A 12,444-nucleotide genomic window follows, 5' to 3' on the forward strand; every position below is an offset into this window, starting at 1 on the left:
AACGAGGGGACACCACTGGTCATGACGGGTCATGACGCCGCTGCGGACGCGCGGGCGACGGAACCTGCCGCTTCGGCGGCTTCCGCTTCCGTCCGTGCTGCTGTGGCGGGCTGTGCTGCCGTGGCGCGCCGCGCCTCGGGCACCGTGAACCACGGCAGCATCAACTGCACTAGGGGCCCGATCGCCAGCGCGTAGAGCACCGTGCCCGCACCCACCGAACCGCCCAGCAGCCAGCCGGCACCGAGAACCACCACTTCGATGCCGGTGCGGCAGACCCGAACCGGCCAGCCCGTGCGCCGGGCGAGACCGGTCATGAGGCCGTCGCGGGCGCCGGGGCCCAGGCGGGCGCCGATGTAGCAGGCGGAGGCCACGCCGTTGAGCAGCACCGCCCCGACCAGCAGACCGATCTGGCCGCCGAGCTGCGAGAACTTTGGAATCAGAGCCAGCCCGAGGTCGGCGAAGACCCCCACCAGCACCGCATTGCACAGCGTGCCGACGCCGGGCCACTGCCGGAGCGGGATCCAGAACAGCAGCACTAGGAAGCTGACAATGATCACCACCGTGCCAAGGCTGAGTCCGGTCTTGGCCGTCAAGCCCTGGTGCAGGACGTCCCACGGCGCCGTACCGAGGCTGGCTCGGATGAACATGGAGAGGGAAACGCCGTACATGGCGAGGCCGATCAGGAGCTGGAGGAGTCTGCGGGTCAACATGGAATCAATCCTCCAAGAGAACTGGCCTTGTAATCCATAGCCAGTTTGAAATACTGGCTCTATGTCCGTCTCTTTGACTCCGGGGTCCCTGACCCGTCTGCTGGGTGAGTGGAACGTTGGTGCCGCCCCCGCCTACCGCGAACTGGCCGACGTCGTCCGCTTGCTCATCCTCGACGGCCGCGTCGCCCTGGATGTCGCACTGCCCAGCGAGCGCTCGCTGGCCGCGACCCTCGGCATCAGCCGCACCACGGTGACCGCGGCGTACGCCCTGCTGCGCGACCAAGGCTTCCTCAGCAGCGGCCAGGGCAGCCGAAGCAGGAGCTGCATCCCGAGCCAGGGGCCCGCGCATGCCGGCGGCCCCGACGGCGCCTTGCGGCTCAGCGGCGCTCCCGGCCTGGCCGTGCCGGACGGAATCTTGGACCTGGCCTACGCGCCCCTGCCCGCCAGCGGCGAAGTGGTGCACCGGGCCTTTGCCGCGGCGCTGACGGAGCTGCCGGCACTGCTGCCGGGCTTCGGCTACGACGCCCTGGGCGTGGGCCGGCTCCGAGAAGCCATCGCAGCGCAGTACACCGCCGCAGGGGTTCCCACGACGGCCGGGCAGATCCTGGTCACCTCGGGCGCGCAGCATGCCCTGAACATTGTGCTCCGGACCCTGGCCGGCCGCTCGGGCACCAAGGTGCTCGTGGAACATCCGAGCTACCCCAATGCCCTCGACGCCATCCGGGCCGCGGGCTGCCGCCCGGTTCCGGTGGCCATGCCCGTCGCGGCCCCCAACGGCACAGCGCAGCGTGGCACAGCCCGCAACGCCGGCGGCCACGACGGCACGCTTCACACCAGCGCCGGCGGCTGGGACCTCGACGCCATGGAATCAGCGCTCCTGCAGCAGCGGCCCGCAATGGCCTACGTGGTGCCGGACTTCCACAACCCCACGGGCCGGCTGATGCCCGATTCCCAGCGGCGCCGCCTCGTGAAGGCCGCCGCGGCATCGGGAACCGTCCTGGTAGCCGATGAGACGTTGCGGGAGCTGAACCTCGACGGCGCCGGCTCCGCTCCCATGGCCGCGTTCAGCGCGGCGGTGGTCTCCCTCGGCTCCCTCAGCAAGTCGCACTGGGCGGGGCTGCGCACCGGCTGGATCCGGGCCAGCGAACCCCTCATCCAGCGCTTCGCCGCCGCCCGCACCACCCTGGACCTCGGCGGCCCCGTGGTGGAACAGCTTGCCGCGGCGCATCTGGTCAACGCCATCGCCGAGCCGCTGCCTGCCCGGCTAGCCGCGCTGCGTGAGAACCGGGACACCCTGCTGGACCTGGTGCGCGAGCACCTGCCGGGCTGGGAGCCGGAACGGCCCGACGGCGGACTGTCCCTCTGGTGCCGCCTCCCGGCGCCGATCAGCACCGCCCTCGCGGTGGTGGCTCCCGACGTCGGAATCCGGCTCGCCGCCGGACCCCGTTTCGGCGTCGGCGGCGCATTCGAGCAATACCTGCGGCTGCCGTTCACGCTGCCCCCGGAGCAACTGAAAACGGCGGTCCTGGCCCTACGGGCCGCGCAGGACCGGCTCGAGGCATCGCCGCAGCTGCGAAGGGAACTCGCCGGCCGCCGGGACCTGACGGGACCGCCAGCCGTCGCCATCGCCTGAGCGCAGCCGTGGAGGGGAACGACGCCCGGCGACGCCCGCACTTTCCTCCGCTGCGCAACGACCCGGCGCGGCCGACCGTTTCCCACGCTACGCAAACGACTCGGCGCGGCCTGCACTTTCTTACGCTACGCAAATGCCTTGTCGACGCCCGAATCCGGGTATCGACAAGGCATTTGCGCGTCGCCGGCCGGGATGCGCGTCACCAGGTGGAATGCGCCTCGCCAGCCGGCATGCGCGTCGCGGCCCTACGCGTACACCGTCGCCAGGAACCCGGCCCAGGCCTTCTCCGTCGCCCCGGTGTCCCCGGCGCCGCTGAAATCGTGAACGGTCATGCCCACCGGCGCCCCGAAAGCGTTGCGCCCGAAGAAGCGGTACATCGTATCCGCGGTCCGCAGCCCGAGAAAGTTCTCGTTGGCGAAGTCCACTTCGCCGGTGAGCGGGCCGACGCCGTCGAGCTCCAGCTGGACCGTTTCCCCCTGGGCCGCGGCGCCAACGCCAAGGGCCTTCTTGAGCCGGTCGAAGCCGTCCGGGGTCTGCGATGCGGCCGGCGCCTGGATGTCCGTGAAGACCACGGGCTTGCCATCGAAGTACTTCAGGTACTGACCCAGAGTGTGCAGATAAAACGCGGTGTGCTTGCTGGCGCCGTCGTACTGCTCATCCCAGTTGTCCGCGAAAATGCCGCTGTGCACGTAGTGCAGCCGGGCGCGGCCGCCGTCGAGCGGTGCCAGGACGTGCTCGAGCTGGTTGAACCAGCCATCCGGACCGTCCATCCGGGACACGAGGTGCGCCGGATACTCATCCACGGTCCGGACCGCCGGCCATTGGTCCGTAGGGAACATCCAGGCCGGGGTGTCCTTGGTGACGGCCTCCCACGCCCGCTCCGGGGTGCCGGGGAGTTCGGTGTCGTAGACGATCTCAAATTCACGCTTGTCAGTCATTGTCCTGCTCCTTAGCTTGCGGGTCTGTAGTTTGTCGGTCTGTGGCGTGTAAATCGGCGGGTGCCGGTTCGGCTGCCGGCGCTTTCAGGGCCGGGTGGAGCGCGACGACGAGCCGGTGCTTGCGTCCCGCCGCCGGGGAACCCGCTGCGGGTCCCGGTCCGGCGTCGTGGTACTTGTCTACGAGCCGGGTCACAGCGACGCCGAGCTCCTCGGCGAAGGCCGCCCGGTCCGCCGCCGAGCGGAACGTGATCTCGCCGTCGATCGCGAAGGTGGCGAGTTTCTGCCTGGCCGCGGCCGCACCGGCGATCAGCCGGCCCATCTCCTGGACCATGCGGGCGGCAAGCGCCAGCAGCCAGAAGGCGGAGAAGCGGTCCGAGAACCGGTGCGGGTCCGGCGCCACCGAGGCCAACGCCGCCGGCGAAATCAGGTACGACGCCGCCGTCGCCTGCAGGATGCGTTCGGTGACGTTGCCGCGCCGCCGCTCCTCGACGAGCTCGACGAGCCCGTGCCGCTCGAGGGCCTTGAGGTGGTAGTTCACCTTCTGCCGAGGCAGGCCGACCTTCGCGGCGAGCTGCGTTGCCGATCCGGGCTCGGCCAGCTCGCGCAGGATCCGGGTCCGGATCGGGTCCAGGGAGGCCTCCGCAGCGGCCGGGTCCTCGATCACCTCGATGTCCAACATGCTTCAAGTCTGCTCGCCGACAATTTTATTTGTCAAGAAATTTTTTCTGGTCGGCGGTCGGGCGGCGAGGCCCTTCGAGTTCGCCGCAACCGTGCCAGTTCGCCGTAAGCTTCCGGCGAATTCGCACGCGTAGGGCGAACTCGGGCGAACTGGGGCAGGGCAGGGGCGGGCGGGCCGCACGCGGGCCGGGGGGCAAGAGGCGCACACGTAGAATGGACCCGTGATGCAATCCCCCCTCCCCGTGCGCGACGGCGTCAATGCAACACGCCTGCGCCTGCCGGACGAGGGGCCCTGGGAGACGGCGTTGGATTACATGATGCACCGCTGGGGGCACATTGATCCGCAGGGTATCGAGGACCGGTTCGACGCCGGCGAGATCGTCGGCGAGGCCGGGGTGGCCCTGGATCGCGCCACGCCGCTGCAGGACCACACGTTCATCTGGTACTACCGCACCCTGCCGCCGGAGACGCGGATACCCGTGGAGCTGACCATCCTGCACCAGGACGATCACCTGCTGGTCGTGGATAAGCCGCACTTCCTGCCCACCACCCCCGGCGGGACCTACATCCAGGAGTCAGCCCTGGTCCGGCTCCGGAACCAGCTCGGCCTGCCGGACCTGATCCCGATGCACCGCCTGGACCGCATGACGGCCGGCATCCTGCTGCTCTCCACGAACCCCGAGACCCGGGGCAAGTACCAAGTGCTGTTCGAAAAGCGCCAGGTCCAGAAGGAATACGAGTGCGTGTCCGCCGCCGAACCGGCCCCGGGCCATCCCGCGGTCGACTTCCCCGTGGTGGTGCGCAACCGGATGACCAAGTCCCGCAGCTACCTGCTCGCCGAGGTCATTGACGGCGAGCCCAACGCGGAAACCCGGATCGAGCGGCTGCGGACATTTGACTCCACCGGCGCAACGGACGCCAACACGCATGTTTCACGCGAGACCGACGGCGGCCCACGCGGGAGTATTGACGGCGGCCCCGGACGCCGGGCGCTGTACCGGCTGGAGCCGCACTCGGGGAAAACCCATCAGCTCCGCGTGCACATGGCCTCCCTCGGACTGGGGATCGTCAACGATGCGTTCTACCCGGAACTTCTGGACAAAGCCCCGGACGATTACACCAAGCCGCTGCAGCTCCTGGCCCGCGGAATCCGTTTCGTCGACCCCATCTCGGGTGCCCCGGTGGAATACCGCAGCGGCCTGAACCTGAGCGAAGCCCGATAGCAGGCTGGAAGTGCGGTACCTTGTGCCCATGGACTTCGGAAATGCGGACAGCTGGGGCGCCGCGATCTATTTCTGGATCTTCCCCTTCGTGATCGGCGATGCCATCTTTCCGCCCATCCCCTCGGAAATGCTCGTCATCACCGGCGGCGCGCTCTCCGCGGAGGGCCACGTCAACGGCTTCCTCGTGGTGCTCCTCGCCGCCGTGTCCTCCTGGCTGGGGGATCTGCTGGTGTTCCAACTGTTCAAGCGGCGGCTCAGCCACGTGCTTGACCGCTGGAAATGGGGTCTGCAGTTCCACGCGGCTGTGCACTCGGCGATTGCGAAGGCGGGCCGGTCCTCCACCTATGGCGCGATCATCGGCCTCCGCTTCATCCCCGGCGGGCGGCTCGCCACGACGGCTGCGGCAGGCATCGCGAACGTTTCGACGCGCGGGTTCAGCCTCTGCGCGGCCCTCGGTGGCCTGCTCTGGGCCAGCTGGTCCGTGGCGCTGGGCTATTTCACAGGTTCGGCCACCCGGCTCCCATTCTGGGCGAGCTCCCTGATCGGCGTGGGCGTCGGGCTGCTGATCGGCGCGATCGTGGGCGTGATCGTGACGCGGCGGCGGGGCAGCCGTTCCCCCGTCGCGCCCACCCCCGGCGACCCGGACGAGGAACTCGACTTCTAGACGCCTTTTCTAGACCGGCGCCCAGCGGCCTCGGCTGCGCCGCAGCACCGTCAGCGCACCGGTGAGCGCAACGCGTTCGACGGCGTCGCGCATCATGGCGGCCGATTCGAGCGCCTGGCTGTTCTCGGTGCTGTACGCGGTGGCGTCGACCAGGAAGCGCAGATTCAGCTGCGGCACGCCGCCGGCGAGATCAAGCTGGTGGGATTCGACGTGGTGCCGCGTCCCGAGCGCCTCGATGGCCGCGGCCATGACCGCTTCCGGGTGGTTGCCCGGCTTGAGTCCGGTGATCTTCAGTCTGGTCTGGAACGACGGCATGAAACAACCCTATCCGCCCTCCGATCCTCCCGCAGATCCTGCCGGATTCCCGCGGACGCGCCCCCGAGTCGTGAGGGAGCGCCCGGAAGAAACACGCCACGCCTGAGGGAGGAACGAAACCGGGGGCCCGTTACCCCGTGTTGCGCAGCCCGGCGGCGACGCCGTTGACGGTGATCAGCATGGCACGTTGGAGTCGCTCGTCGATCTCGGCGCCGGAGATGCTCGCCCCGGCCTCGGCCCGGACGCGGCGCAGGAGTTCCACCTGCAGGTAGCTGATCGGATCGAGGTACTGGTCCCGGATCTCCAGTGAGCGCTTGAGGGTGGGCTGGGCATCGAGGATCACGTGCTCGCCGGTGAGGTTCTGAATTTCCGCCACGGTCAGCTCATACTCTGCCCGGATGGAGTGGAACAGGTGGTGCAGTTCCTCCGGCACCAGGGTGGAGACGTAGTAGCCGGCAATGTCCATGTCCGTCTTGGCCAGGGTCATCTCAACATTGGAAAGCACGGAGCGGAAGAAGTGCCAGCCCTCGATCATCTCCTTGAGCTGGGCCGCGTTTCCGGCCTCGCGCGCGGCTTTGAGGCCGGAGCCGACGCCGAACCAGCCCGGGACGATCTGCCGTGACTGCGTCCAGCCGAACACCCACGGGATGGCCCGCAGGCCCTCAAGGCCGGCGCCGGAATCGGGCCGCTTGGACGGGCGGGATCCGATGTTCAGGGATCCCAGCTGCTCCACCGGGGTGGAGGCCATGAAGTACGCGGGCAGGTCGGGGTCGTCAATCAGCGTGCGGTAGCGGGCAAAGGCGGCGTCGGAGACGGTTTCCATGACGTGGCCGTAGCGCACGCGCTGGTCCTCGGAGGTCCGCGGCGCACGGTGCAGCGCCGAGCCCTGCATCACCGCGGCGAGGGAGAGTTCCAGGTTTTCGCGGGCCAGTTCCGGCAGGGAGTACTTATCCGAGATGACCTCGCCCTGCTCGGTGAACTTGATCTCCCCTTCGAGCACGCCGTTGGGCTGGGCCATGATGGCGTCGTAGGTCGGCCCGCCGCCGCGGCCCACGGAGCCGCCGCGGCCGTGGAAGAGGCGCACCCGGACGCCATGCTTCGCCGCCACGTCCCGGAGCTTGCGCTGGGTCTTGTAGATTTCCCACTGGCTCGTCATGACGCCGGATTCCTTGTTGGAGTCCGAATAGCCGAGCATGATTTCCTGCACATCGCCGCGCAGCCGGACCAGCTCGCGGTAGGACGAATCAGAGAGCAGCCGGTCCACAATCTCGGCCGAGGCACGCAGCTCCTCCACGGTCTCCAGCAGCGGGGCGAAGCCGATCTTGGCATAGGGCGCCTCGCCGAAGAGGCTGACCAGGCCGGCCTCGCGGGCCAGCACGGCCGCGGCCAGAACGTCGTCCGCGCCGCGGGTCATGGAGATGATGTAGGTCTCGATCACGTCGGGGCCATAGGTGCGCAGGGCACGCCGGATCTCCCGGAAGACGTCGTACGTGCCGTCGGCGACGCCGTCGAGCTTGATCGGGTGGCCCGAGAGCGGGCGCCGGGACGCGAGTTCGGAGCCCAGGACCTCAAGCCGCTCGGCGCGGCTGAGCTCCGCGTACCGGACACCCGGGCCGCCGAGGCGGTCCATGAGCTGCCCGACGGCGTCATGGTGGTGGTCGGCGTGCTCGCGGATGTCGAGGGTGGCCAGGTGCAGGCCGAAGGAGGCGATGGCGCGGCGGACCCGGGACAGGGCGCCGTCGGCGGCAAGCGCGGCGTGGTGGTTTCGCAGCGAGCGTTCCAGCAGGCCGAGTTCGGCGAGGAGCTCCGCGGTGGCGACGTAGTCGCGGCCGGGCTCGTGCGCGGATCCGGCGGCGACTCGACGGCCGGTGTTGATCAGCTTGGCCTTGATGCAGGTCAGCTTCAGCCGGTACGGCTCCTGCGCGTTGAGCTCGAGGACACGTCGGTCCAGGGCGGGCAGGTTCTTGAGGTCGACGTCGATCGAGTCCAGGAGTTCCTGGTCCGCCCCGGCCAGAGCGGTCGAGTTGGACAGGATGGAGATCAGCCCGTCGATCAGGCCGATGCTGATCCGCACGGCGTGCTGGTTCTGGATCTGGAGGATCTCGCGGGTGACGGCCGCGGTGACGTTGGGGTTGCCGTCGCGGTCGCCGCCGATCCAGGAGCCGAAGCGGATCGGCGCCTTCTGCGTCGGCAGCGTGACGCCGTGCTCGGCGAGCAGCTCGGACAGGTCCGAGAGCATTTCCGGCATGGCGTCGCTGAGGATGCCGGTGAGGTAGTAGATGGCGTTCCGGGCCTCATCGACGGGGGTGGGCCGGACCTGGCGGAGCTCGTCGGTCTGCCACATCTGGTCGATCACTTCGGACAGGTGACGGTCCTGGCGGCGGCGCGCGGACGTGCCCTCCGCCGTCGATTCGGCGAGGATGTCCGAGAGCCGGCGGATCTTGTCCAGCACCGAGCGGCGGGAGGCCTCGGTGGGGTGCGCGGTGAAGATGGGGCGGACGTCGAGTTCGTTGACGACTTCCTGGAGCACGGAACTGCCGGCCTGGTCCGCGATCTCGACGACGGCTTTGGCGAGCCAGCCGTCCTTTTCCTGCCGGCTGCGGAGCCCGCGGACCCGGTGGACCTGCTCGGCGGCGTTCGCCAGGTGGAAGTAGAACGCGAAGGCACGGACCAGGTCGGTGGCCTGCTCGAGCGGCAGGGAGCCGAGCAGTTCGCGGACCTGGGCGACGACGTCGTACGAGCTCCACGGCCCGGTGGCGTCCGCCCCGCCCCGGGCCGCTTCCTTGGATTCCTTGGTCAGCAGGCGCACCTGCTCCACGAGGTCCAGGAGTTCTGGCCCGTGCTGGCGGACCAGGGATTCGCCGAGAAGGGTGGAAACGCGGCGGACGTCGGCCCGGAGTTCGGCCGCAAGATCGGTGTCGGAATGCATTGCAGTGTCAGCCATGGAAACTATCTTTCGAGGGTTCGACGTGGCTCGTACACTGCGCTGGATACTGTGAGCCTGATTACTTCTTCCCATGGGATGTTACCCGCAGGCACTCCCGGCCGGAATTCCGTCTCAGATAGTGTCAGGCCCTTCCGGGACCTACCGCGCGATCTTGAAGTTGAACTCGCCAGTGCCGAGCGCGCCCCAGATCCGCAGCCAGATCGGCAGGATCATTTCCGCCCCGCGGGCACTGGTGATGTCGCCGAGGTCGATCACGTCGCGGTGGCCGAAACTCTTGAGGATCTCGGTCACTGCCGCCTTGGCGTCGGCGTCGTTGCCGGAGACGAACACTGAATGCTCGCCGCCGGCCACCCGCGCCGGGTCCACCATCACCGAGGCCGTCATGGTGTTGAGGGTTTTCACCACGTGCGCCTTAGGGAAGGACCGCTGGATCTGCTCGCCCAGGCTGTCCGTGTTGACCGGATTCAACGACGGCGGCATGCCCCGCGAGAAGTCCAGCGGGTTGGCGATGTCCATGATGACCTTGCCGGCGAGGTTCCCCGAGCCCGCAGCGGTCAGGGCCGCCAGGGAGCCGCCGCCGTTCGTGGCGTTGACGATCAGCTCCGCCCCGGCCGCGGCATCGGCAAACGGGACGACGCCGACTCCGGAGTTCGCCGCGTGCCACTGGGCGAACGGCGGCGTGCCCATCGTGTCCGGCTCGGTGCGGGCAAGTGTCGCTTGCGGGTCGCGGGTGCCGATCACGACGTCGTGCCCCAGGCCTGCCAGTGCGCCGGCAATCGTGCACCCCACCATGCCGGTTCCGAGTACTGCAATCTTCATGGCGTCCTCATTCTGAATCAGCGGAGTAGACAGGTTCGTCTACGTGTAGGCAAGACGCTATCAGACAGACCTGTCTACGGCAATAAGAAACCGCACCCTGGGCGCTGGGAGCCGGTTGACTGACAGATATTGAAATCTGTCAGTTGTCCGCGATAGTCTCCCTCCATGACAACTCCCCCTCTCGGCCCCACCCGCACCCTGGGCTCCACGGGCCCTGCCACCGCTCCCATCGGCCTCGGACTGATGGGCATGTCCGATCTTTACGGACCGGCCGACGACGCCGAGAGCATCGCCACGATCCATGCCGCCCTCGACGCCGGCGTGACGCTGCTGGACACCGGGGACTTCTACGGCATGGGACACAACGAAATGCTGCTGCGAGATGCGCTCCGCGGCCGCCGGCGCGAGGACGCCCTGATTAGCGTGAAATTCGGCGCACTGCGAGACGCCCGGGGCGGATGGAACGGCGTGGACACCCGCCCCGCCGCGATCAAGAACTTCCTGGCCTACAGCCTGCGGCGGTTGGGTACCGACTACGTTGACATTTACCGGCCCACCCGCCTGGATCCGACCGTCCCGGTGGAAGAGACCATGGGGGCACTGGCCGGGCTCGTACAGCAGGGCCTCATCCGCCATATCGGCCTGTCCGAAGTGGGCGCCGAAACCCTGCGCCGCGCCAACGCCGTCCACCCGGTCTCCGATCTCCAGATCGAATACTCCCTGATTTCCCGCGGCATCGAGCAGGATATCCTGCCGACGGCCCGCGAACTCGGCATCGGCATCACCGCCTACGGCGTGCTGTCCCGCGGCTTGGTATCGGGTCACTGGCCCGCGGCCGGCACCGGGAACCGGCGCGATTTCCGGGCCCACCTCCCCCGATTCTCCGGCGAGAACCTGCAGCGAAATCTCGAACTCGTCGAACGGCTGCGCGGCATCGCGGACCGCAAGGGCGCGACCGTCGCCCAGCTCGCCATCGCTTGGGTCCTGTCCCGCGGCGAGGACATCGTCCCCCTCGTCGGCGCCCGGCGCCGCGATCGGCTCACCGAATCGCTGGGAGCGGCCGACCTGGTCCTCTCCGGCGAAGACCTGGCAGCAATCGAGGCCGCCGCCCCGGCCGGTGCCGCCGCGGGCACCCGCTACGACGCCGGCCAGATGGCCTGGCTCGACAGCGAACGCCGGTGACGCCTGCCGTCGGCGTCCTGACGGAGGGGCGCATCCTCGACGCCGCCGAGGACGTGCTGCGACGCTTCGGGCCGGCCAAGGCCACGGTGGTGGACGTTGCGAAGGCCCTCGGCGTCAGCCACGGCAGCGTGTACCGGCACTTCCCCACGAAGGTGGCGCTGCGGGACGCGGTGGCCCGGCGCTGGCTGGACGGTCTCGTGGAGCCGCTGGATCCTGCCCGCGATACGGACGGCCCGGCCGCGGAACGGCTGCTCCGCTGGCTGGAACGCCTCGCGGCCATCAAACAGGGCTTGGCACTGAATGATCCCGAGCTGTTTGCCACCTTCAGCCAACTGACCGCCGAGGCGCGGGAAGTCGTGGCGTCCCACGTTGACCACCTGGCCGCGATGATCACCGCGATCATTGCCGACGGCGTCAGCAGCGGCGAGTTTGTGGTGATGGATCCGGTGACGGCCGGCCGTGCCGTCCTGCACGCGACCGCACGGTTCCACCACCCGCTGCACGCGGCGGAATGGGCGGACCCGGCCATCGGCTCCGAGCTGCAGGAGGTCTGGCGGCTGCTCGTGCAGGGCCTGGCCGTACACCCGTAGGACTCACACCCTCAGCCCCGTGCGGTTAACGGACATGATCGAGGCCGGGAATAGACAGACTTGTCTGTGTACGATTGTGACATGACGTCGCCAGCAGCCACCGCCACGCCGGCTGCCCGGACCCCCGCCGGGCAGGCCCGGGAGAAGATCCTGGCCACGGCCTTCCGCCTGTTTTACGCGCAGGGACTCCGGGCCGCCGGCATCGATACGATCATCGCCGAGTCCGGTGTCGCGAAGGCGACGTTCTACAAGTACTTTCCGGCCAAGGACGACCTCATCCTGGCGTATCTGGAGAGGGTCGACGGCGTCTGGACCGGGCAGCTTCACGCAGCAGCCGAAGCCGCCGGCGAAGACCCCGCCGCGCAGCTCGTGGGTCTGTTCGATGCTCTGACCACGGCCTGCCGGCGCGACGGCTACCGCGGCTGCGCCTTCATCAACGCGGCCGCCGAGTCGGCCTCCGGCACCAGGGTCCACGACCGGACCGTGGCCCACAAACAGCAGATCCGCGCCTGGATCAGGGACCTGGCCGTGCGCGCCGGCGCGCAGGACCCGGACCAGCTGGCCCGCGGCCTGACCCTGCTGCTCGACGGCGGGCTGGCCAGCGGGGTGCTCGACGGCGACCCGGACGCGGCCGCCGCAGCCGGCGCCGCCGCGGCCCAGCTCGTGGCAGCCAGCCTCAGAACTCCACCCACCCCCAACTGACTCGCAGCAGGGGCTAGTTGGGCTGACACCCCCTGGAGGTGCC

Annotated in this window: 12 protein-coding genes; 6 read left to right on the forward strand and 6 right to left on the reverse strand. The window is 69.0% G+C overall.

The features are described 5' to 3' along the window. Positions 1 to 29: 29 nt before the first annotated feature. Complete coding sequence (locus tag BLR03_RS17065; RefSeq protein ID WP_091255000.1) at positions 30 to 710, reverse strand: membrane protein YczE; 681 nt, start codon at positions 708 to 710, stop codon at positions 30 to 32. A gap of 61 nt (positions 711 to 771) precedes the next feature. Here BLR03_RS17065 and BLR03_RS17070 point away from each other — a divergent pair, with 61 nt between their 5' ends. Next, positions 772 to 2,343: a MocR-like transcription factor YczR gene (locus BLR03_RS17070; RefSeq protein WP_091255001.1), complete on the forward strand. Its 1,572-nt coding sequence runs from the start codon at positions 772 to 774 to the stop codon at positions 2,341 to 2,343. A 245-nt stretch (positions 2,344 to 2,588) separates the two neighbouring features. Here BLR03_RS17070 and BLR03_RS17075 read toward each other — a convergent pair whose 3' ends face one another. Then, positions 2,589 to 3,281, reverse strand: a complete 693-nt coding sequence (locus BLR03_RS17075; RefSeq protein ID WP_091255003.1) for an ATPase — start codon at positions 3,279 to 3,281, stop codon at positions 2,589 to 2,591. Continuing rightward, complete coding sequence (locus BLR03_RS17080; RefSeq protein WP_091255008.1) at positions 3,274 to 3,960, reverse strand: winged helix-turn-helix domain-containing protein; 687 nt, start codon at positions 3,958 to 3,960, stop codon at positions 3,274 to 3,276. Before BLR03_RS17080 ends, BLR03_RS17075 begins: the two co-directional genes overlap by 8 nt. Before the next feature lie 223 nt (positions 3,961 to 4,183). Between BLR03_RS17080 and BLR03_RS17085 the strand changes: the two genes are divergently transcribed. After that, entirely contained in the window at positions 4,184 to 5,182 is a 999-nt protein-coding gene (locus BLR03_RS17085) for an RluA family pseudouridine synthase (RefSeq protein WP_091255010.1), read from the forward strand. Positions 5,183 to 5,210: 28 nt separating this feature from the next. Next, positions 5,211 to 5,846, forward strand: a complete 636-nt coding sequence (locus BLR03_RS17090) for a DedA family protein (RefSeq protein WP_091255012.1) — start codon at positions 5,211 to 5,213, stop codon at positions 5,844 to 5,846. Between the two features lie 9 nt (positions 5,847 to 5,855). Here BLR03_RS17090 and BLR03_RS17095 read toward each other — a convergent pair whose 3' ends face one another. The 3 genes from BLR03_RS17095 to BLR03_RS17105 form a co-directional block, all read right to left on the reverse strand. Beyond that, positions 5,856 to 6,161, reverse strand: coding sequence for a hypothetical protein (locus BLR03_RS17095; RefSeq protein WP_091255014.1), 306 nt, complete (start codon positions 6,159 to 6,161; stop codon positions 5,856 to 5,858). A gap of 130 nt (positions 6,162 to 6,291) precedes the next feature. Next, positions 6,292 to 9,105: a phosphoenolpyruvate carboxylase gene (ppc, locus tag BLR03_RS17100; protein WP_091255016.1), complete on the reverse strand. Its 2,814-nt coding sequence runs from the start codon at positions 9,103 to 9,105 to the stop codon at positions 6,292 to 6,294. A 141-nt stretch (positions 9,106 to 9,246) separates the two neighbouring features. Next, positions 9,247 to 9,927 (reverse strand): NADPH-dependent F420 reductase, encoded by a 681-nt coding sequence (locus BLR03_RS17105; protein ID WP_091255017.1) that lies wholly within the window; start codon positions 9,925 to 9,927, stop codon positions 9,247 to 9,249. A 165-nt stretch (positions 9,928 to 10,092) separates the two neighbouring features. Here BLR03_RS17105 and BLR03_RS17110 point away from each other — a divergent pair, with 165 nt between their 5' ends. From BLR03_RS17110 to BLR03_RS17120, 3 genes are all read left to right on the forward strand, one after another. Then, entirely contained in the window at positions 10,093 to 11,109 is a 1,017-nt protein-coding gene (locus tag BLR03_RS17110; RefSeq protein ID WP_091255019.1) for an aldo/keto reductase, read from the forward strand. Then, positions 11,106 to 11,699 carry a TetR/AcrR family transcriptional regulator gene (locus BLR03_RS17115; RefSeq protein WP_091255021.1) on the forward strand — a complete coding sequence of 198 codons (594 nt, stop codon included), beginning with the start codon at positions 11,106 to 11,108 and terminating at the stop codon, positions 11,697 to 11,699. Before BLR03_RS17110 ends, BLR03_RS17115 begins: the two co-directional genes overlap by 4 nt. 81 nt (positions 11,700 to 11,780) lie before the next feature. Then, positions 11,781 to 12,401, forward strand: a complete 621-nt coding sequence (locus BLR03_RS17120) for a TetR/AcrR family transcriptional regulator (RefSeq protein ID WP_091255023.1) — start codon at positions 11,781 to 11,783, stop codon at positions 12,399 to 12,401. Positions 12,402 to 12,444 lie beyond the last annotated feature (43 nt).

The organism is Arthrobacter sp. ok909 (assembly GCF_900104405.1).
Taxonomy (GTDB): Bacteria; Actinomycetota; Actinomycetes; order Actinomycetales; family Micrococcaceae; genus Arthrobacter; species Arthrobacter humicola.

Bases quoted from the DNA above. Each gene is read 5' to 3' on its own strand.
- BLR03_RS17065 (WP_091255000.1), bottom strand. From the start codon at position 710: ATGTTGACCCGCAGACTCCTCCAGCTCCTGATCGGCCTCGCCATGTAC.
- BLR03_RS17070 (WP_091255001.1), top strand. From the start codon at position 772: ATGTCCGTCTCTTTGACTCCGGGGTCCCTGACCCGTCTGCTGGGTGAG.
- BLR03_RS17075 (WP_091255003.1), bottom strand. From the start codon at position 3,281: ATGACTGACAAGCGTGAATTTGAGATCGTCTACGACACCGAACTCCCC.
- BLR03_RS17080 (WP_091255008.1), bottom strand. From the start codon at position 3,960: ATGTTGGACATCGAGGTGATCGAGGACCCGGCCGCTGCGGAGGCCTCC.
- BLR03_RS17085 (WP_091255010.1), top strand. From the start codon at position 4,184: ATGCAATCCCCCCTCCCCGTGCGCGACGGCGTCAATGCAACACGCCTG.
- BLR03_RS17090 (WP_091255012.1), top strand. From the start codon at position 5,211: ATGGACTTCGGAAATGCGGACAGCTGGGGCGCCGCGATCTATTTCTGG.
- BLR03_RS17095 (WP_091255014.1), bottom strand. From the start codon at position 6,161: ATGCCGTCGTTCCAGACCAGACTGAAGATCACCGGACTCAAGCCGGGC.
- ppc (WP_091255016.1), bottom strand. From the start codon at position 9,105: ATGGCTGACACTGCAATGCATTCCGACACCGATCTTGCGGCCGAACTC.
- BLR03_RS17105 (WP_091255017.1), bottom strand. From the start codon at position 9,927: ATGAAGATTGCAGTACTCGGAACCGGCATGGTGGGGTGCACGATTGCC.
- BLR03_RS17110 (WP_091255019.1), top strand. From the start codon at position 10,093: ATGACAACTCCCCCTCTCGGCCCCACCCGCACCCTGGGCTCCACGGGC.
- BLR03_RS17120 (WP_091255023.1), top strand. From the start codon at position 11,781: ATGACGTCGCCAGCAGCCACCGCCACGCCGGCTGCCCGGACCCCCGCC.